The following is a 21,403-nucleotide window of genomic DNA, read 5'->3' as shown; positions in this document are numbered from 1 at the left end:
CGCTCGACTTGCATGTATTAGGCACGCCGCCAGCGTTCGTCCTGAGCCAGGATCAAACTCTCCAAGAAAGTTGATTTAGCTCGAATGTTACGTTGGCTCGTGTTTTCTATATAATAGAAGAAACACGATTATTATTTTTTGTTGACGTTTTTGTTTGTTTAGTTTTCAAAGAACAATCTGTACTACTAACATTTTTATTAGCTTGTACTTTTTTACCGCCGCTCAAAAGCGACTTCTTTAATTTATCATATCCTCTTTCGTGATGTCAACAACTTTTTAAAATTTATTTTTCGTTGATTGACGCTCTCGATGAGGACGAGATTTAATATACCATGATAAAGAAATGATTGCAATATAATTTTAAAAGTTTTTTTAAAAAAATCAAATCGAATTAACGGGCATGAACTGTTTTATTTATTACAGAAATTATTTTTACAGAAATTATTTTCACAATAATTTTATAAACCTAATACAGTCGTGACTTACAATCCTTTTATTTTCGTTTATAAAATTCAGCAAAATAATTCCAGCCTTTCATTCATACGATATAATAAATAATAATTTTTATAATTAGATTTAAAAGTTGGGCGTGAATTACATGAATAGTATTAATACAGAAATACTGATAAAACTTGGAATCTCCGCAGTACTTGGGCTCATCATTGGACTAGAGCGTGAGTTGAAAAGAAAGCCAGTAGGATTAAAGACAAGTCTCGTTATGTCTATTGTGAGTTGTCTTCTGACGATTGTTTCCATTCAATCAGCTTACATGTTCCCTAATTCTGACCACGTGAGAATTACAATGGACCCGCTCCGTCTTGCTGCACAGATTGTCTCTGGAATTGGTTTCTTAGGAGCCGGTGTTATATTAAGGAGAGGGAATGACACTATTTCCGGCCTGACTACAGCGGCAATGATTTGGGGAGCCGCTGGAATTGGAATTGCTGTTGGAGCAGGCTTTTATTGGGAAGCCTTTGCCGGAGTTGCTCTTCTAATTATTAGCGTAGAACTAATTCCATTTCTATTGAAGCTTATTGGTCCAAAGCAATTAAGGGAAAAAGAAATTAGCCTCCAGTTATTCATGCGCGATAAAGATCAGATTGAAAAAGTTATAACATTTATTATGAAGAAACAATATATTATTCGTAGAATACGAATTAAAGATTTGGACAATGGCGATCACTCGGTACAAATTTTGGTGGCTGTAGATTATCGCGAAAAAACAACCGATGTTTACTACTCTATTTCTCAATTTGAAGGAGTTAAAAAAGTGGAAGTTGAAAGTATTAGTTGAGAGCCATATCCTTTGGCTCTTTTTTTATAATTTCCTCTTGCATGAATAACCAAAAGCATATATAATTTTCTTGTGCAACACATTCGGGGGATTAGCTCAGCTGGGAGAGCGCTTGCATGGCATGCAAGAGGTCAGGGGTTCGAGCCCCCTATTCTCCATTTTAGAAAAAGCCTTTGTTAAACAAAGGCTTTTTTTTATATAAAAATGGTTCCTTTTTCCTTTTTTTGAAATTCCCCCTTGCAAAATTTGGGAGTTAAAAACTATAATTAGATTTAGATTAGAATTTTCGAAATTTTTTTAAAAATCGAGTTGAGGAGGTGAAAAAAGAGAATCAAAATTTCTATTTATTCCACGTAAGTCAGCATTGTCTTTGAGTTTTTGTTTTCCTCATATTAAAAAAATCAAGGTTTTAATTTGAGAGGGGGAGCTTTAAATTGGAGGCTAAAAAGACGGCGAACAATATTGAAAACGATTACAGTAAAATTGCACAATCTTCATCATTTCAAACATTACTCTCCGAAAAGAAAAAATTTATCATCCCAGTAACCATCTTCTTCTTTTGTTTTTATTTTGCTTTACCAATCCTAACTTCCTATTCCACCGTGTTAAATCATAAATTTATAGGCAATATTACTTGGGCATGGGTATTTGCTTTCCTTCAATTTGTTATGACATGGGGATTATGCATCCTTTACTCGAAAAAGGCTGCTAAATTCGATGATATGGCAAATCAAGTGATCCAAGAAGGAGGCAATAGCTAATGAATAAAGCTGCATTTATTATGTTCCTCGCCATTGTTTTCGTCACGTTGATTGTTACATATTTAGCTTCTAAGCGGACGAAAAATGCAAGCGAATTTTACACTGCTGGAGGGGGACTGACAGGCTGGCAAAATGGTCTAGCCATTGCTGGTGATTACATGTCAGCTGCATCCTTCCTAGGAATTGCGGGAGCTGTAGCCTTAACCGGATTTGATGGCTTCTTCTATAGTATTGGTTTCCTCGTTGCGTACCTTGTTGTTCTTTACTTAGTTGCAGAGCCTTTACGAAACTTAGGGAAATATACTTTTGCAGATATGATTGCGGCACGTTTTGATACAAAAAAAATTCGTGGCTTTGCTGCGATGAACACTGTTACGATTTCTATTTTTTATATGATCGCGCAACTCGTTGGAGCAGGTGCACTAATTAAATTATTATTAGGTTTGGATTATACGACATCCGTATTAATTGTTGGAGTTTTAATGACCGTGTACGTTATTTTTGGAGGAATGCATGCAACAAGTTGGGTACAAATTATTAAGGCAATTCTTTTAATGGGCGGCACCTTCGTAATCTCAATTATTGTACTAGCTAAATTCAATTTCAGCCTTACTGATATGTTTGCACAAATGAAAACTGCAACGCCTTTAAAAGAAGCCTTCTTAAATCCAGGGGTGAAATATAAAATTGGCTTGGACACAATCTCGCTAAATTTATGTCTCGTTTTAGGGACTGCTGGACTTCCACATATTCTTGTCCGTTTCTTTACCGTTAAAGATGCAAAAACAGCTCGTTCTTCCGTTGTCTATGCAACATGGATAATTGGAATCTTCTATGTTATGACGATTTTCCTTGGCTTTGGTGCAGCCGCATTTGTTGGCAATGAAGCAATTGTGACAGCAAATCCTGCCGGAAATATGGCGGCACCACTATTAGCTAAAGCGATTGGCGGCAACATGTTGTTCGCGTTTATTTCTGCTGTGGCGTTTGCAACAATCCTTGCCGTTGTGGCGGGTCTTGTTTTAACAGCAGCTTCTGCCTTTGCTCATGATTTCTACAATGAAATCCTTCGTAAAGGAAAGGCAACTGAAAAGCAGCAAGTGACAATGGCTCGTTATGCAGCAATTGGGGTTTCGGTTATTTCAATCATTCTTGCATTGGGTGCACAAACCTTAAACGTTGCCTTCTTAGTATCATTAGCTTTTGCAGTAGCAGCAAGTGCCAACCTGCCGGTTATTATTTACACCATTTACTGGAAACGCTTTAACACTTCCGGGGCAATATGGGCAATGGTTGTTGGACTAGTTTCGGCAATCGGGTTAGTTCTAATTAGCCCAAGTGTAATGAGCCCTGAGGTAGGAAAAGCCATTTTTGTCGGCAACCCTATCTTCCCATACACAACACCGGGAATTGTATCAATTCCACTCGGATTTCTAGCTGGATACCTTGGCACCATCTTCTCGAGCCAAAAGGCGGATGTGAAGAAGTTTGAGGAAGTGCTGGTTAAATCTAATACAGGAATAGGAATTGGGCAATAAAAGGACTTAATGAATATACTCCTTTAAGTAAAATGCTGTCGGGATATTTTCCCGACAGCATTTTTTTACTTATAGGCTTTGTTAAAGAACAATGTTGATTTTTAACAAAGTTGTAGGAACCTTTGTTAATATCCTATTGGATTCAATCTATTTTATTTGAGCCTCCCTGCTTCAATCCATAGCCTCCGATATAATCAGTAGCATCATAAGAAATTAAAAATGCACCTTCTTCCACTGACCTAACAATTTTTTTTATACGATTAAAATCCTTTCTTTTTGCTAGAATAAGATGTACCACATGTCTACCTAAAGACCCCTGGCCTTCCCAGGAGGTTACCCCGAATCCTTCTTCTCGCAGTTTATTACTTAACTCGGATTCATTTAAAGTAATAACCTGAAGAACAATATTCCCTAATGCTAGTTTTCTTTCAATTGTCATACCCATGAATATACCAATTCCATAGGTACTACAATAAATGAATACCCCGAATGGTGAATGAATGTTGTTCAATACCATTGATAATCCCATTATATAAACGAATATTTCAAGCATCCCCACCATTACTGTTACAATCCTTTGCCCTTTTACCATATAAACACTTCGTAAACAGAAAAAAGCTACATAGGACAGTTGAATACACGCAAGCAACAAATAATTCATTATAATCCCTCATTAATAATTGAGAAATTTATGCATATACAAGTTAATCCCCTAAAAGCTTAGGACTTTCAGGGGGGTAAAACTCATTTTTAAATTTTAAGACTTTACTTTATGAAGATGAACACCTGATTTCTTTTCAATCAGTCTAAGGATGAAATCTACTAAAATCGCTAGTAATGCTGCAGGGATTGCCCCTGAAAGAATTTTCGCATCATCGGTAGTCGTAATTCCCCGATAAATCCAATCACCCAAACCACCTGCTCCAACGAAAGTAGCAATCGTCGCAACACCAATAGCAATCACAGTAGCAATTCGTATCCCAGCCATGATAATCGGAAAAGCTAGTGGAATTTTGACCTTAAAGTACAGCTGCTGTTTAGTCATTCCCATTGCCAAACCCGCTTCGATTAAATGCTTATCGACGCCTTTCAATCCAATATAAGTATTCGAAATAATCGGTAACAAGGAATAACATACTAAAGCAAAAATGGCTGTTGTTGACCCTAAGCCAAAGAAAATCATAATCACAAGTAATAATGCAATGTTAGGAATGGTCTGGATACCATTTACTATGGTTTGAATGATAACAGCGAGTTTTTCATTTCTAGACATGAGTACCGCCAATGGTATTCCTAAAATAATTGCTAATAGGACACCGGAAAAGCTCATATAAATATGCTGAATGGTTAGCTCAAGAATGGTATCCCAATTATTAATAAGCACCGAAAAGGCTTCCATAATCGTATGCATGATCCTTCACCTCCTTGATTTTCATGCGCTAATGTTACTTTTTAATTAACCCTTTTTCGATTAGGAATTCCTTCGCGATTTCATTCGGTTCCTTTTTTTCAATATCCGCTTTATAGTTAAGTTCAGTCATCGTTTTAGAATCTATTAATCCACTAAGTTTCGAAATCACACCTTTTAAATCTGGATGCTTTTTTAGTAAGTCGTCACTTATAACAGTGGCACATTGATAGGATGGAAAAAACTTTTTATCATCCGCAAGTGTCTTTAAATTATACTGTTTTAATCTTGAATCAGTTGAATAGGCCAGTACTACATCTACATCCTTATTCTTAACCGCCTTATAGACTAATCCTATATCCATCGGAGAGGTCTTCCCAAACTTAACCCCATAAGTCTTTTCAAATGCCGGGTAACCATCTTGGGGTCTCTCCAGCCATGCGTTGTCCGTACCAAGACTTAATTTTCCTGCTTCGGGAGCTATATCTGAAACCTTTTCTAAATGCAATTGATCGGCAAGTTCCTGTCTCACGGTAAATGCATACGTATTTTCAAAACCAAATGGCTGCATCCATGTTTGTTTATATTTTTTTTCAAATTCTTTCGATACAAGATCAAACGATTTTTTAGGGTCAGTTGGAAAAGAAGTCATCCCTAGAGTTCCACTCAAATCAGTCCCTACATATCGAATCGAAACCTGAATATCTCCTTTTGTTTGAGCTTTATGAACTACAGGAGTAGAACCTAGTCCTTCAACAATTTTTGCCTTTAAATCTGTTTTATCCTCAATCAATAATTTAACCATATTTGAAAGAATCAGCTGCTCTGAAAAAGATTGTGATCCAATGTTTACAGTATCACTTTTCCCACAGCCTGCTAGCGATACTAATAAAGTAAAAACTAGTATGAATACACCTATAAATCTCTTCATTCATATCCCCCTAAGACCAAATATATTATTTTCGAAGCCCTTTTGGTGTTGCATAAAATTGTAATCTTCTTGTTAAATACTCTGTAAGCGTTGCCAAAATTACAGCTCCAAGCGCACCAGAAAGGAGCATATTATTATTTGAAATTGTTAAACCGGTAAAGACTAGGTATCCTAGACCTCCACCTCCAACAAGAGAAGCGAGCGTTGCCCAGCTTATCGTGTAGATGGTGGCTGTTCGAAACCCACCCATAATGACAGATATCGCCATCGGAATTTCAACTTTCATTAATATTTGAAATTCCGTCATTCCCATACCTCTTGCTGCGTTCGTAAGAGATTGGTCTACTTCTCTAATACCAGTAAAAGTATTTTGTAACATAGGCAATAGAGAATATAAAAACAAAGCAACAATAGCAGGTATAACACCTATTCCGAGCAACGGAATCATAAATCCTAACAAAGCTAAGCTAGGAATCGTCTGGATTATATTAACAAATCCAATTACGTATTTACTCAACTTCTCAAATCTTGTTAAGATAATCCCTAATGGTATTGCAACTATAAAACCAGCAAAGACTGAGATAAAGGATATATAAACATGCTGCCACAGAATATGAAAGATTTGATTATGCCGTTCACTTATAAACTGTAAAAACTCATTCATTGCCAGCAACCTCACGTTGAAATTTGTTTTCATCTTTATAGCCCTTGAATAGTTTCAAATTTTGCTGAAGCCGCTTTGAACCGATAAATTCAACCACGAAGTCATTTGCTGGATTAGCCAAAATGTTTTGAGGTGTATCTAACTGAACGATTTCTCCATCCTTCAGTAAACAAATTCTGTCAGCGATTTTCAAGGCCTCGTCCATATCATGGGTCACGAATACAATCGTCTTTTTAATCGTTTTCTGAAGTTTTACTAATTCATCCTGTAATTGTTCCCGGCTAATTGGGTCCAGTGCACTAAATGGTTCATCCATTAGAATAATCGATGGATTTGCAGCCATTGCCCGAATTACACCAACACGTTGTTGCTGACCTCCACTTAATTCTGATGGGTATCGCATTTTAAATTTTTCCGGTTCTAATCCTACCATTGTCAGCAGCTCATCCACGCGCTTTTCATATTCCTCTGCTTTCATTTTCTTTAATTTAGGAACAAGAGCAACATTTTGAGCAATTGTCATATGGGGAAATAATCCAATTTGTTGAATAACATACCCTATATCTCTTCTAAGATGAACAGGATCCTTTTCGGCAATGTTTTCACCATCTATTTTTATTAGACCACCTGTGGGTTCTATTAACCTATTAATCATTTTCATTGTTGTGGTTTTTCCGCAGCCACTTGGGCCAATTAAGACAAAAAGTTCTCCCTGACCAACAGTAAAATTAATCCCTTTAATGATCTCATTCTGGTTATACACTTTCCTGACGTCTTGAAATGTAATCAAAAATTTCCCTCCCTTTTATTCGACAATTCTACTTTTTTATAATATCTAACGATTTACAAGTAAGTCTTTTCCCTTTATAAGAATAGATTCCCTTATAAGATTGTGGAAGTATAGAACCCCATGCTCGGTTGGAGAAAGAATCCCCTCTCTATAAGCCTCAGAGCGAAATCCAATTTGCTCTCTTTCAACTATTACGACATCCTCAATTCTAACTTGGTCCGCAAACGCCAATAAAGTTTCCTGTTCTGGTGTAGGTTCTCCACCCTTAAAATATACTTGGTAGACCCCTCTAGTGGTTTCATGATCAACCGGCAGCATTTTTATTATTGAAATATTTCCTGGACCTGGGTATACCGTAATCATCGTATTTGGCCACAACCAGTAAAAACGTCCTTCTTTAACTTCAACTGTTTGCATATCTAAACTTAAGCTTTGTTTACCTGGGTTCTCCTTTATTTGAGTCCCTTGAACGCTACAATTTGATTGATTAATAATCTGGTATTTGCTCATGTCTAAAGTAGCAGTAAATCCAGGATGTGCAATTGGACAATGATCGCATTCTAAATAGTTATCAATAAATGCTTTCCAGTTACACTTAATTTCACGAACCCTTTCATTGTATTGTTTCAAATCGTTATGGAAGTTAAATTGTTTGAAATCCTCAAAAAAGTCCTTATACGTTTCATAAAGTGATGGAGCATTAGGATCTAAGTTAACAAATACTAAAGAACCTTCCACTTCACACCTAATCGATTTCAAAGTAATTTCATCAGAACAAAAACAAGGATTATCTTTAAAGTTAGGTGCACGATGAAGCTTGCCATTTAGATGAAACGTCCATCCATGGTAGGAACATTGAAGAATCTTTTTATTACCTGCTTCATTATTTTCAAGTCTAGTTGCACGGTGTGGACAAACATTATAAAAAGCACGAACAATTTGGTCTTCGTCTCTAACCACTACGATTGGCTCTCCCGCTACTTCACATGTAATAAAATCTCCTGGTTTTTTAATATCATTTTCGTGGCCGATAATTTGCCATGTTTTTTTAAAAATTAATTCCTGCTCAACCTTTAGAACTTCCGGATCCGTGTAAAGAGAATATGGAATCGTTTTGAAAATAAAACTAGATTCTTTTTTCATTGCTTTTTCCCCTTCCATCATGAATTATTTTCTATAACCTTCATTACTGCAAAATTCATGCCAATGCCTTTTTACCTCACTATATAGGGAAAAAGTCTAATTTTTTCACCTTAATTTATAAAAAAACGAGTGAAAATCCACTCAATGAGTTATTAATTACTCGATTGATGTGATTTAAATCACTTTTTTTGCACTATTTATTTAAATATTTAGACTTATCTGATAAAATTGAGTGTATATTAACTCACTAGGTTGGAGGAATTATGTTAACGAGTGATGTCCAAATTTCAAAAGAAACGTTAGAAACCATATTAGAAAACTCTTCGGATGAAATTTTTGTCTTAGATAAAAATCTTCGGGTGGTTTATGTTAATAAGCATTGCCAATATCACTATGGATTGACTCAAGCTGATGTATTAGGAAGAAAAAACTCTGAGTTTGTTGAAAGAGGTTTATGGAAACCATCTGTGGTTCCACTCGTTCTTAAAGAAAAAAAACCAGTAACGATTAAACAAGTAACCTACATTGGTAGTGAATTATTAACAACCGCTGTACCAATCCTTAACGAAAATCAAGAAATCATTTTAATAGTTATTACTGCTCATGAACTTGAAAACTATAAAATTTTGAAGCAAAAACAAAAAGTTCAACCAACAATTGTTGAGGAAAATGACCATAAAATTATTACAAACAGTAATAGACTAAACGATGTGATTAAGCTTGCTGAAAAGGTCGCTCATGTAGATTCTACCGTTCTAATCCGTGGGGAATCTGGGACAGGAAAAGGGCTTTTTGCTAATTTTATTCATCAAAAAAGTGATCGAAAAAACCAACCATTGCTGACCTTAAATTGTGCTGCCATTCCTGATAACTTAATTGAATCGGAACTCTTTGGTTATGCTCAAGGTGCATTCACGGGAGCAAGTAGGGGGGGCAAAAAAGGGCTCTTGGAGGCAGCGAATAATGGGACGGTCTTTTTGGACGAAATTGGTGAAATTTCTTTAAAAGTCCAAGCTAAACTTCTTCAGGTAATTCAAGATAAGGAGTTCATTCCAGTAGGTGGCGATAAAGTAAAAAAAGTTAATGTTAGGATTATCGCTGCTACCAATCAAAATTTAGAGGAATTAGTCAAACAAAAAATATTTAGAGATGATTTATATTATCGTTTAAACGTAATTGAATTAAATATTCCTCCAGTTCGTGAACGTCCAGAAGATATTATCCCACTATGCTATTACTTTTTACGGGTTTTTAATGAAAAGTATCAAAAAACGATTAAAATTACCAAGGAAAGTCTAAATTTGTTTTTTAACTACTCATGGCCAGGTAATGTACGGCAACTCGAAAATGTAATCGAGCGATTAGTTGTTATCACCGATTCATATATTGGTTTACAAGACATCCCAGAACTCATCCGTACCAATACTCCAATTGATATACCCATTTTTACTTCATTAAATGAGGCACTAGAAAATACTGAAAAACGGATCGTATTAGCAGCTTACGAAACTTATAAGAGTTCCAGAAAAGTTGCTAAAGCTTTAAATATTAGTCAAACAAAAGCCTCAACACTCATTAGAAAATATCGGGAATTTTTTTAAATGTATCCCTAAATTAGAAAAGGGACTGAAGTGAAATTTTCAGTCCCTTTCGTAATTATTTCATTCTTTTCCTTTGCCCAAAATTAGCCTTAGAATTTCCCTTGCTTGATTGTACCGTTTGTCTATTACTGTTTTTCCGTTTACCTTTTATAGGCTTTGAATTCATTGGTTTCCGATTCCGTTGATTTCCTTTCTCCAGCTTTGTATTAGAAGGACTAGAATCCCTATCTGTTTTTTTACTTTGTTCATTTTTGCCGCTACCATCTATCACTTGTTTTTTAATTCTTTTTCAATCATATCAAGAGTCGGGCAATCGGCTGAGGAATAAAACGTGATGGCTAACCCCTTCATGCCCGCTCTACCCGTTCTGCCAATTCGGTGGACATAGCTTTCTGCATCCTGCGGAATATCGTAGTTAAAAACATGGGTCACTCCCTCAACATCAAGCCCCCTTGCAGCCACATCCGACGCGATTAACAATTGAATTTCAGCGTCCCTAAATCTTTTCATGACTTGCTCTCTTTTGGCTTGCGACAAATCCCCATGCAATTCATCACAAGAAAATCCATGTGCTTTAAGTATTCCGAACAATTTGCTGACTCTTCGTTTCGTTCTGCAAAAAATAACTGCTAGAAATGGCCGGTGGGTTTCCACTAATTCTATAAGCGTTGCCTGTTTTGACCGATCAGTTGTGTGGATGGCAATTTGTTTTACATTCGCAGCAGGCCCTTGCCTTTTTTCCACCTGTATATATTCCGGCTCCCTCATATGCTTTTTCACCAGGTTCCGAACCTCATCCGGAATCGTTGCTGAAAAGAGCATCGTTTGTCTGCTCTTTGGCGTTTCTTTAATAATATCCTCTACTTCTCCAAGAAACCCAATATGGAGCATTTGATCCGCTTCATCTAATACAAGAAAATGAACTCTCGATAAATCAAGTGTTCCTCTTCGAATATGATCTAAAAGCCTACCCGGAGTTCCAACGACAATTTGGACATTTTTTTCTAACCTTTTTAACTGTTTTTCAACATCCTGTCCTCCATAAACGGCTAAAACATTCACATTCTCTATATCCTGAATCATCTTATTAATTTCATCGGTAATTTGTAACGCTAATTCTCTTGTTGGCGTTACAATAAGTGCTTGAACGTGAAGAGTATTCGCGTCAAGTTTTTCAAGGATTGGCAATATAAATGCAAATGTCTTACCTGTTCCGGTCTGAGCTTGCGCTATCACATCTTTCCCCTCCATGACAACCGGTATGGATTGTTTCTGTATGGGGGTCGGTGTGGCAATACCGAATCTGCGCAATGTTTCCGTTAATTCTTTTGAAATACCTAATGATATAAAATCAGGCAAAAAAATCCCTACTTTCAATTCAGATACTATCTATACATCATGATGGTTTATTAAAAATAAAGCAATGACTCTTTTTATTCCATTTATTTCGTAGACACAATCTACCTTATTGATGGACCGCAAACACATGGTAAAGGAAAAACCTGGTGAAATTTTCAACGTAAGAAAACACAAAAAATGTAAAAACTAAACTCATTCAAAATTAACGAGGTGGAAAAAATGAGTGAAAAATGTTTTTATTGTACAAATGATATTGAACAACAACAGCATCACAACGTAACCTTCGTGACTTCCAATGTTGAACGGGATGAAACACTTTGTCCTGAATGCTATCAAGAATGGTTACATGGGTCAAAGGGTTAATAATTCAGCAGCCATCGCTGCTGAATTCTCATTTTGTAAACTGCTTCCTCTCTACCTCTCTTCCCCTTCTTGCTTCTCCAGTTTTTTCTCATTACTTTTATGATTTGATTATGATATTCTTTAAACAAAATATGATTACCATTAGAAAAATAATAAATTCAAAATTACTTTTCAAAATGTTTGTGTAATTGGAGTGTTGCTTCATTGTCGATTAAAAAGAAACTTCCATTAATTTTTTGTCTTATTGTATTTATCATCTTAGTTGCTAATAACGCCTTTCATTATATTCGGTCAAAAAATCAACTACTTGACTATAATGAAAAGGAAATCGCCATGATCACCAAAGAAGTTTCTGTTCAGGTAGAAAATACGAAAAAGGGTTCAGAATATGTGGAAGACATCCTTGCGAGAGAGCTGCGAATTGCCTCCATTGCGATAAGAAAGGCACTCCCACCAAGATACCAAGATGTAACAAACGACCAGCTAAAAGCACTTGCTAAGGAATTAAAAGTTTCCCACATTACACTTTTAGCCAAGACGAAGGATGATGTTGTTGGTGTCAGATCCTCTGACCCAAAAGAAATTAATATGGGAACAAAAGGCTGGGGCTATTGGTATGATGCCTACCTGCAGCTTTTTGAACTTAAACCGGTAACAGTAAAAAAAGGCTTAGCCTTACCCTACTATTGGTCAGGCCCAATGGAAAAAGCCTCTTCCAATCCAGATCATATTGATAAATGGGGCTATTACTATGATGGTACAACCAATTATATAATTGACCCCTATTTCCGAGACCATAAAGTTCTTGAATACGAAGAGCGTTTTGGTCCAGGGAAAATTATTGAGAACTTTACAAAAGAACCAGGTATCCTAGAAATGTCTGTTTTAAATCCAAAGAACTTTGGCAAAAAGAAAGAAGAGGTTCATTTAAATGGAAATGCTTATACCCGGATTTCTGCCGAGCCAAAATGGTATGGTTCTTACGAGAAGTACCCAAATATTAATGTAGATACTAAATTTGTTCGAAAAGCTATACAAACGAATAAAGTACAGTCCTATAAAGACAATCTAAAAGACAAATCTGTCATGAAGACATTCGTTCCGGTAAAAACGAAACTTGATCAACCCTATGTGATTTGCCTTGTTTATGATTATGGCCTTATCCAGAATGAGTTGTTACACGAGTTAAAAGTTCACATTATGCTATCTATTGTGATTATGATTGTTGTTCTAATTATTAGTTTTATTTTTTCACGTTCCATTACTAAACCAATTGGTTACATTGTTGAACAAGTGAATGAAATTGCTCAAGGTAATTTTGGTAAAAAATTACACTTAAATCGTAAAGATGAGCTTGGATTTCTGACAGAAAACGTGAACGCTTTATCAAATCATTTACAACACTATGTAAATGATTTAAACCAGAGTAAAAAACTAATTGAATACCAAGCGTATCACGACCCGCTTACTGGTTTGACCAATCGAAGATACTTTCAAGAAAAGCTACAGCCTGTTATTGATCAAGCAAATGAAAAAGGCGAAACCGTATCGGTTTTATTTATTGATTTAGATCGTTTCAAACATGTTAATGACTCCTTTGGACATAACAAAGGGGATGAGTTACTGAAAATCGTAGCAAATCGAATCCAAAAATGCCTGCCTGAAGATAATCACATCATTACAAGACAAGGCGGCGATGAATTTATCATTCTGATGAATAATCTGGATGTGAAGGCTTCAAAAGCAGTTGCAGAAGAATTCATTAATACTCTAAAAAAGCCATACGCAATTGCTGGAATTGAAGTGTATCTAAGTGCCAGCTGTGGTATCAGTATGTATCCAGAGCATACAAATAATCTGGATACCTTGATCATTTATGCTGATATGGCGATGTACTCAGCTAAAAAATTGGGCGGTAACCGAGTAGTTATTTTTAATGAACAAATTAGCAAAATGAATCAAGAACGGCCAAAATTGGAGTCTCGCCTAATAAAAGCAATAGAAAGTCAAAAAATAGAGGTCCACTATCAGCCAAAAATGAATGTTCAAACGGAAACCATTTACGGAGCAGAAGCATTATTAAGATGGACGGATGAAGAATTAGGCTTTGTCTCTCCCGAGGTTTTCATACCGATTGCAGAGGAAACGGGATTAATTCAATCTCTATGGGAAATCGTCATGAAAAAAGCATGTCACCAAGTAAGTGAATGGAATACGAAATATCATCAGTCATTAAACATTTCGGTAAATTTCTCAGCAAGGCAATTTCAGGAGCCTCTTAATATGGTAAAACAAGTTAAGGAAATCTTGCAGGAAAGTAAATTAGATCCAAAGAATTTCGAGATCGAAATTACGGAAAGTATTCTTCTAACAAATTCAAAGGAACTGGTTCAATCGCTGCAATCACTCCAAAACATGGGAATATCTATTTCCATTGATGATTTTGGTACAGGGTACTCTTCCCTAAGTTATTTAAAAAACCTGCCGATTAACACGTTAAAAATTGATAAATCTTTTATTCAAAATGTTACCGAGAATCTTGTCAATACAGAGATTCCGGAGGCGATTATTAATATGGCCCGAGGGCTTCATCTAGATGTTATTGCCGAAGGTGTAGAAACGGATTACCAAAAGGAATTCTTACGATCAAAAGATTGTATTCAGATGCAGGGGTATTTGTTTAGTAAACCACTAAGTAAAGAAGCATTTGAGGATCTTCTGAATAACTAGAAAAGGGCAGCTAGGCTGCCCTTTATTTTGCACATTCTAAATGCCAATATATTGATTGTCCTTGCCAAAGGGCCTGTTGATTTCCGCTCCGGTCACTCGCTTTCCGCGGGGAGGTCCTGGAGCCTCCTCGGCGCTTGCGCCTGTGGGTTCTCCAGTGACCTCTCTATCCCGCAGGAGTCGAGTGCCCTCCGCTCCAATCAACAGGGGGCAAATTAATTATTAATTCCCACAAAATATTCGCCAGTCTCTACCTTTACTTCTTTGTATTTTTATGTTTATTTGTGCTTGCTTTAAGATGGGGGTGAATCCGTAAATAAAACACGTCCCCCAACCATATTATTTATCATAATTTATCCTAAGAAGATCCCCAATAAACATATCTTAAAAAGAATAAGCGGATCAGTGGTGCGACCATTATCCTTATTATAATAAGTATGAACATTTCAAGAAGAAACGAAAAATCAATATTATTTGCAATCAAGTCTAGAAGAGGGACATTTGGAACTAATTTATCATAGAAACAAATTCATACTCACTTTTAGTAACCTCCGTTGGCCTAAACATTAAATTCACCGCTTTCTTTATATATTTATGGAGTTGAAATTTTCATTGAATGCACTAGTTGAAATATTACAAATTAACAGGGTGAATTAATAAAGAGAGCAAATAAAAAGGGCAGCTAGGCTGCCCTTTATTTTGCACATTCTAAATTATAAACATTGCTCCCGGTATCATCGATGTTTAACAGTTTCACGGACATGGCTGAAAAGGTTTGTTGAAGTGTTTCAGCAATCTTTCTGCCTTTCCCTTTTTCTGCAAAACAAAGCATGGTTGGGCCTGCGCCGCTTAAAGCCACTCCAAAAGCACCATTTGTTTTGGCTGCTGCCTCAATTTCAGAATAAAAAGGAATCAGCTGTTTTCGGTATGGCTGATGGAATAAATCGGACTCCATCATTTTTCCCGCTAGCTCCCAATTTTGACTAAGAAGGGCACCAACTAATACATTTGCGGTAGCAGAGGCTTGAATTGCCTCCGAATAAGGAAGGACTTCCGGTAAAACTCCACGTGAGTCCTTTGTTAATAATTCTTCATTCGGAATAACAGCGATCATTTCAAACGCCAGATTGGGAAATGACACAAGGTCCACTTCATTATCGTGATAACATCCCACAACCAATCCCCCATATAGCGATGCTCCAACATTATCTGGATGCCCCTCCATCTCAGTTGAAAGCAATAGCTTCTCACGGGTACTCAACCCAAGATTTCCAACAAAGTCAGCTAATTCAATCGCTGCAACAATCGCCGAAGCACTTGAACCAAGTCCACGGGCTAATGGAATTTCACTATTAATTTTCACTTTACATGGCGTCAGGGTCTTTCCATATTTCGAAGCAACCTTAAGGGCAACTTGACACATGAAATTCTCCTCATTTTTGGGGAATTGACTTAATTCCTCAGTTTCCGCAATAAATTCCCAATGATTACATTGTTCTACTTCTAACGTTAAATATAAATCGACAGCAATTCCAATGGAATCAAATCCTGGACCCAAGTTGGCAGAACTTGCTGGAACTTTGATTTGTACTCTGTTATCGAGGGTCATCCATAGACAGCTCCTTAATCTCTATTTTCTAACCACTTTGTACGAACTCTTAACTTCCTTAACTGCAGATAAATCCTTTAACTCTACTAAAATATCCTCAATATCGGTTAAAGAAGCCTGATGCGTCACTAAAACAATTTCTGCTGTATCATTTTTTGTAACCGGCATCTGAAGGATTTTTTCAAAACTTACACCATATTTAGCAAAAATCGAGGTAATCTCAGCAAATACGCCAACTTCGTCCTGCACATGAATACGTAGGAAGTATTTCGAATACTTTTCCGAGTCATCCTTCAGTCGTTTCGGATATTGTGGTGCCACCGCACTTCTTCCGTTAACACCAAGTCTAAAGTTTTTAATCACACCCACTAAATCGGAAACAACCGCTGTTGCTGTTGGCAAGCTCCCTGCCCCAGGTCCATAGAACATCGTCTCACCGACAGCCTCTCCGTAAACATATACCGCATTGTACTCATTTTGTACAGATGCAAGCGGATGATTATTAGATAAAAAAGTTGGCTGAACGCTCACTTCTACTTTTTCACCCTCGCGATGGGCATTCCCAATCAGTTTCATAGTATACCCCATCTGCTTACCATACCGCAGATCTTCTTCAGTTATTTGAGTAATTCCGCTGACTTTTACATCCTCAAGGTCAATATGCATGGAGAAACCTAATGTAGCAAGGATGGTCATTTTACGTGCAGCATCTAATCCTTCAACATCTGAAGTTGGATCTGCCTCTGCAAATCCAAGCTCTTGGGCTTCTTTTAAGACATCCTCATAGGCAAGTCCTTCAGAGCTCATTTTTGTTAAAATAAAATTCGTTGTACCGTTTACAATCCCCATTAATTGAGTAATTCGATCGGATGCAAGCCCGTCAACTAAACCTCTTAAAATTGGGATTCCCCCTGCAACACTGGCTTCGTAAAACAAATCGCAGCCATTTTCCGAGGCTAGCTTTAATAATTCGGAACCGTGAAGAGCCATCAAATCTTTATTTGCAGTGACTACATGCTTGCCACTCTGAAGTGCACTTTGCAAATATTTTTTCGTTTCTTCTACTCCACCCATTACCTCAATTACCACATCAATTTCCGGGTCTTGAAGGATATCGTCAGGGTTATTTGTTAAAACTTGCGGATTGATCTCAGCAGACCTCGTTTTATGTAAGTCGTTTACAAGTATTTTTTTTATTTCAACAGGACATCCAACCTGATGCATTATTTTGTCTTGATGATTTTTGATGATTTGCACCACACCAGATCCTACTGTTCCTAAACCTAATAATCCAATTGAGATAGCTTTCATTTCTTTTCCCTCCTAGGAGTCCACCCTAAATGCACAAATGTATTTGTATAGTAGACATTATATAATTCTCTAAATCTTTTTACAATAGATGTGTTCTGTTTAAATATAATTTTAATCGCTCTCCGCCTTATCACACAAGGCTTAGTACTTTTGGAAAAAAATTAATAAGATTATTCAGAAAATATTTCCATTAACCCTTTACAATTCTAAACGTATCGATGTAGAATATTCAATAAATTCATACAAAAAAATTGCATTCAATTTAAAATAGTGATGATGAAGACGGTATTAATAAGGGACTTCAGAAAGCCGGTGGCTGCTGTGAACCGGTGTCCTTTCTTAACATACCCAGCACTTCTGAACTGGCACGCCGAAATAGTATGTAGGCCAGCCCGGTAAAAACCGTTAACATGTTGAGGCTGTATGATATCTATGCAGCAAAAGAGGGTGGCACCACGGTTGATCACGTCCCTCATAACACGACACAACTGTCTGTTATGAGGGATTTTTTATTTTAAACTGGGAGGAATGAATGGATATGTATAAAGTACTGGTTACCGATGGAATTAGCGATACAGGCTTAACGGCATTATTTGATCATCCCCATTTTATTGTGGACAGACAGCCAACACTGCCAACGGAAGAATTAAAAAAGATTATTGGTATGTATGATGCCTTGATTGTCCGCAGTCAAACAAGGGTTACCGAAGAATTGCTTCAAGAAGCTAGCAGGCTTCGGGTTATTGCAAGGGCAGGTGTCGGTGTAGATAATATCGATGTGAATGCAGCCACTAAGAAAGGGATTATTGTTATTAACGCACCAGGCGCCAATACCATTGCCGCTACAGAACATACTTTAGCGATGATGCTTTCTTTAGCAAGAAAAATTCCCCAGGCACACCAAAAAACCTCTTCCGGCGAATGGGATCGCAACTCGTTTAAGGGGGTTGAATTGTATAAGAAAACCCTTGGTGTAATTGGAATGGGCAAAATCGGAGCAGAAGTGGCAAAACGGGCTAAAAGCTTTGGAATGAACATATTAGGTTTTGATCCCTATTTAACAGAAGATCGAGCTAAAAAACTAGGGATTACAAAAGCCAGCCTTGACCTAATTGCCGGGGAATCAGATTTTATTACCATCCATACCCCTTTGACAAACGATACAAAAGGACTTATTAATGAGGAATATTTACAAAAATCCAAAAAAGGCGTCCGCTTGATCAATTGCGCCCGCGGTGGAATTATTGATGAAAAAGCGCTGGTTCGTGCGGTTCAATCCGGTCATGTGGCGGGAGCGGCACTGGATGTTTTTGAAAAGGAACCAGTAGCAGACCCTGAATTATTGCAAAATCCAAATATTATCGTGACACCGCATTTAGGAGCTTCTACAGTAGAAGCACAGGAAAAGGTTGCACAAGAGGTCAGCGCTGAAATCATTGAAATTTTTGAAGCGCAGTCAATCCATCATGCCGTAAACATGCCGCAAATGTCAGGGGAAACTCAGGCAAAAATGCAGCCATATTTAGCGCTTGGGGATCAAATTGGCCAGCTTGTCGTTCAATTATTTAAAAAAGCCCCTGCTAAAATTGAAATCAATTATTACGGGGACCTAATTGAAGAAGATACAGAATTATTAAATCGTATCATGATAAAAGGAATTCTTTCCTATCATTTAAGCGATTCTGTCAATCTAATTAATGCCCTGCACCTTCTAAAGGAACAAGGTGTTTCCTATAATGTGCAAAAAAATGCTACTAATAAAGGGTTCGCGAATTATATGGAGCTGACAATTTCCCAAGGTGATGAAAAGGCTAAAATTGGTGCAACGGTCCTAAATGGCTACGGTGCAAGGATTGTGAAGATTAACCAATATCGGATTGATATAAAGCCGGAGGAACATCTATTATATATTAAACATAAGGACGTTCCTGGTATGATTGGTAAAGTAGGTTCTCTTCTTGGCGATTATGAAATCAATATCGGCACGATGCAGGTAGGTAGAGCTGCCGTCGGAGGTGAGGCCATCATGGTCCTAACCCTTGATAAAACCCTGAACACTAATGTTCTTCAAGCCTTGAACCTAACCGTAGGCATTGAAGAGGTACAATTGCTAGAGTTAGAGAATTTCGTTCCATCTGAACCAGGGCAGGTAGACCCGCAGAAAGTGGAAAGCTTATTGCAATATTAAAATGGGGATGGCATAGCTGCCATCCCTTTTTATCACACTATCCTCTTTACATCCAGCACCGAATCCAAAATATAATCCGCCTCATGCTTTTCAAATTCACTTCTTGCATCTTTTCCAGATAATCCGGTTAAAACGGCAGCGAATTTGCATCCGATGGTTCTTGCCGCTAAAAGATCTGCTAATGAATCGCCAACAACTAAGAGCTCTTCTCCATTTTCAAGTGGCAGCGGAGTATTCAAATAATCGACTAGAGATGCCCCTTTCCCTTGTTCAGCCAATATATAGGTGTATGGATGCGGCTTAGACAAAGACCCTTCTTGAGGGAACTCCTTCTCCGCGATTAACACGTCATCAGCTGTAACAATATGCTTTTCATCAAAGGATTTTAGCCAATCTAAATGCTCAAAAGGCAATATTGTTTCTAGCGCAGGCCTGCCAGTTCCAATACCAATCTTATATCCGGAATTTTTTAGGAAACTGAAAAACTCGGCAATATCCTTTTTTGGTGCTAACGTTGTTTCATTTGCTAGAAATCCTTCTTTACCTAGCTGAACGGATGGTCTCCCCGTAGATTCTAATACATTTTCATCCCCAACGTACCATTCCTGGGATACATGTTCACAAACGGACCAAAGCGTCCGGTCCTTATCAAAAATAGACGTGTCGACCCCTAACTTTTCCTTTGCTAACACATTTAGGTAACCTAAAAGCTCTTGTTTAACGGCATGTGAGCGTTCAAACTCTTGAGTAAATAAAGGAAAATTCATTTTAACTTGATATTGGCTTAAAACCTGTCCTATTTCTACTAAAGCATTCCTTGTTATTGGGGCTTTGAGCCACTGATTGATTTTTTCACGTTCACTATCAATAATTTGTTCAAACAGATGAATGAGTTGGCAGCAAAAGGTTAAATAAATCATATCCCAGTTCGCATTTAGACCACGTGATTTTTGAAGCTTTAATACTTGATCATTCTCAAACACCTGTGCACGAATATGTTGAATCTCAGATTCTGTATAGCTTGTTTTAAACAACTCAGGTGCTAAAGCTAAATAATTTTTGCTGATTAACAGTTCCCAAACCGTCAGTGCTGAGGCATCAAAATAATGCTCCTCGCTTAATAGAACCCCATCGACATCAAAAAGAATTGTTTTTACCATTTACTGTCCCTCTTCTCCCTCTGCTTTTATCCTTTATCGTACCATAGTATTCCGTATTTTTTAAAGGAAAAAAAGCCATGTGCTAAATTAAGCAGCATGGCCTTTTCCCCTTTAAATAGGCAATGAGTTTTCATGACTCATATATTGATTATACAAATCTTTCATAGCAGCAATTAATGCATTTGCGGCTTTTCCGCGATAATCATTCTTAAAAGTTTCAACTATATCCTCAATTCCATCCTGAAGACTATGCCCTTTTAGAATTTGCTGGACATAATGCCTGCCATGTTCTGTAGCAAGCGTACAGGAGGCTTCAATAATCACTCCGTATTTTTTATCAATTTCCACCGTGATCGTTAAAGATTCAAACACATTTTGTGCAGCCATCCCTTGAGGCAAACGTGAGTGTCCTGCTAAAAAATAAGTATTTAATCCTGCCATAATTTCACCCATTTCTATATTTCTTTTCCTATTATATTAAACAAAGCTTCGTCATTTTCCTCCTAAATTCGATAAAAAAGCCAATAAAACTATCAATGATAAAATCATCACTGAA

The 21,403-nt window shown here is 37.1% G+C and carries 17 protein-coding genes, 1 tRNA gene, 1 rRNA gene, 1 pseudogene and 1 other annotated feature; of the genes and pseudogenes, 8 read left to right on the top strand and 12 right to left on the bottom strand.

The genetic code is table 11. The features are described from left to right. Positions 1–68, bottom strand: a 16S ribosomal RNA gene (locus tag M028_RS0128430); the annotation flags it as partial. 530 nt (positions 69–598) lie between these two features. Between M028_RS0128430 and M028_RS0128425 the strand changes: the two genes are divergently transcribed. From M028_RS0128425 to M028_RS0128410, 4 genes are all read left to right on the top strand, one after another. Continuing rightward, positions 599–1,294, top strand: a complete 696-nt coding sequence (locus M028_RS0128425) for an MgtC/SapB family protein (protein ID WP_026576856.1) — start codon at positions 599–601, stop codon at positions 1,292–1,294. Positions 1,295–1,379: 85 nt separating this feature from the next. Further along, positions 1,380–1,452 (top strand) — tRNA-Ala (locus M028_RS0128420). A gap of 276 nt (positions 1,453–1,728) precedes the next feature. Further along, the gene (locus M028_RS0128415; RefSeq protein ID WP_051591303.1) at positions 1,729–2,055 is read left to right on the top strand and encodes a DUF485 domain-containing protein; all 327 of its coding nucleotides are present in this window, start codon (positions 1,729–1,731) and stop codon (positions 2,053–2,055) included. After that, positions 2,055–3,593, top strand: a complete 1,539-nt coding sequence (locus tag M028_RS0128410; protein ID WP_026576854.1) for a solute symporter family protein — start codon at positions 2,055–2,057, stop codon at positions 3,591–3,593. Before M028_RS0128415 ends, M028_RS0128410 begins: the two co-directional genes overlap by 1 nt. A 142-nt stretch (positions 3,594–3,735) precedes the next feature. Here M028_RS0128410 and M028_RS0128405 read toward each other — a convergent pair whose 3' ends face one another. The 6 genes and pseudogenes from M028_RS0128405 to M028_RS0128380 all read right to left on the bottom strand — a co-directional run bounded on the left by M028_RS0128405 (position 3,736) and on the right by M028_RS0128380 (position 8,529). Next, positions 3,736–4,254 carry a DUF2179 domain-containing protein gene (locus M028_RS0128405; protein WP_026576853.1) on the bottom strand — a complete coding sequence of 173 codons (519 nt, stop codon included), beginning with the start codon at positions 4,252–4,254 and terminating at the stop codon, positions 3,736–3,738. Positions 4,255–4,350: 96 nt separating this feature from the next. After that, positions 4,351–5,004, bottom strand: a complete 654-nt coding sequence (locus M028_RS0128400; protein ID WP_026576852.1) for an ABC transporter permease — start codon at positions 5,002–5,004, stop codon at positions 4,351–4,353. Between the two features lie 34 nt (positions 5,005–5,038). Beyond that, a complete protein-coding gene (locus M028_RS0128395; RefSeq protein ID WP_026576851.1) occupies positions 5,039–5,932 on the bottom strand; it encodes a glycine betaine ABC transporter substrate-binding protein in 894 nt (297 codons plus the stop codon). Between the two features lie 25 nt (positions 5,933–5,957). Then, on the bottom strand, positions 5,958–6,596 hold the full coding sequence (locus M028_RS0128390; protein ID WP_026576850.1) for an ABC transporter permease: 639 nt from the start codon (positions 6,594–6,596) through the stop codon (positions 5,958–5,960). 58 nt (positions 6,597–6,654) lie between these two features. Then, positions 6,655–7,386, bottom strand: a pseudogene (locus tag M028_RS31300) (ABC transporter ATP-binding protein); the annotation flags it as partial. 45 nt (positions 7,387–7,431) lie between these two features. After that, the gene (locus tag M028_RS0128380; protein WP_231510917.1) at positions 7,432–8,529 is read right to left on the bottom strand and encodes an aromatic ring-hydroxylating oxygenase subunit alpha; all 1,098 of its coding nucleotides are present in this window, start codon (positions 8,527–8,529) and stop codon (positions 7,432–7,434) included. A gap of 263 nt (positions 8,530–8,792) precedes the next feature. On the opposite strand from M028_RS0128380, the gene M028_RS0128375 reads away from it, so the two are divergent. Beyond that, the gene (locus tag M028_RS0128375) at positions 8,793–10,130 is read left to right on the top strand and encodes a sigma-54 interaction domain-containing protein (protein WP_026576848.1); all 1,338 of its coding nucleotides are present in this window, start codon (positions 8,793–8,795) and stop codon (positions 10,128–10,130) included. Positions 10,131–10,397: 267 nt separating this feature from the next. Here the strand turns inward: M028_RS0128375 and M028_RS31295 are convergent, their stop codons facing one another. Further along, a complete protein-coding gene (locus M028_RS31295) occupies positions 10,398–11,489 on the bottom strand; it encodes a DEAD/DEAH box helicase (protein WP_081810925.1) in 1,092 nt (363 codons plus the stop codon). Positions 11,490–11,708: 219 nt separating this feature from the next. Between M028_RS31295 and M028_RS33490 the strand changes: the two genes are divergently transcribed. Continuing rightward, positions 11,709–11,852, top strand: coding sequence for a hypothetical protein (locus M028_RS33490; RefSeq protein WP_197031490.1), 144 nt, complete (start codon positions 11,709–11,711; stop codon positions 11,850–11,852). Between the two features lie 204 nt (positions 11,853–12,056). Continuing rightward, on the top strand, positions 12,057–14,582 hold the full coding sequence (locus M028_RS0128355) for a bifunctional diguanylate cyclase/phosphodiesterase (RefSeq protein WP_026576846.1): 2,526 nt from the start codon (positions 12,057–12,059) through the stop codon (positions 14,580–14,582). A gap of 691 nt (positions 14,583–15,273) precedes the next feature. Here M028_RS0128355 and thrB read toward each other — a convergent pair. Both thrB and M028_RS0128345 read right to left on the bottom strand, forming a co-directional pair. After that, entirely contained in the window at positions 15,274–16,188 is a 915-nt protein-coding gene (thrB, locus tag M028_RS0128350) for a homoserine kinase (protein ID WP_026576845.1), read from the bottom strand. 21 nt (positions 16,189–16,209) lie between these two features. Then, on the bottom strand, positions 16,210–17,499 hold the full coding sequence (locus M028_RS0128345) for a homoserine dehydrogenase (protein WP_026576844.1): 1,290 nt from the start codon (positions 17,497–17,499) through the stop codon (positions 16,210–16,212). Positions 17,500–17,763: 264 nt separating this feature from the next. Further along, positions 17,764–17,975 (top strand) — a binding site (T-box leader). A gap of 62 nt (positions 17,976–18,037) precedes the next feature. On the opposite strand from M028_RS0128345, the gene serA reads away from it, so the two are divergent. Further along, positions 18,038–19,687, top strand: coding sequence for a phosphoglycerate dehydrogenase (gene serA / locus M028_RS0128340; RefSeq protein WP_026576843.1), 1,650 nt, complete (start codon positions 18,038–18,040; stop codon positions 19,685–19,687). Between the two features lie 32 nt (positions 19,688–19,719). Here serA and M028_RS0128335 read toward each other — a convergent pair whose 3' ends face one another. Continuing rightward, on the bottom strand, positions 19,720–20,847 hold the full coding sequence (locus M028_RS0128335; RefSeq protein WP_026576842.1) for an HAD family hydrolase: 1,128 nt from the start codon (positions 20,845–20,847) through the stop codon (positions 19,720–19,722). Positions 20,848–20,958: 111 nt separating this feature from the next. Beyond that, entirely contained in the window at positions 20,959–21,288 is a 330-nt protein-coding gene (locus M028_RS0128330; RefSeq protein ID WP_026576841.1) for a DUF3870 domain-containing protein, read from the bottom strand. Between the last annotated feature and the right edge of the window lie 115 nt (positions 21,289–21,403).

Origin of the sequence: Bacillus sp. UNC438CL73TsuS30, from assembly GCF_000482325.1 — a bacterium.
GTDB lineage: Bacteria > Bacillota > Bacilli > Bacillales > Cytobacillaceae > Neobacillus.
Note: the sequence above shows the minus strand (reverse complement) of the source record. Positions and strands in the feature narration are given on the sequence as shown.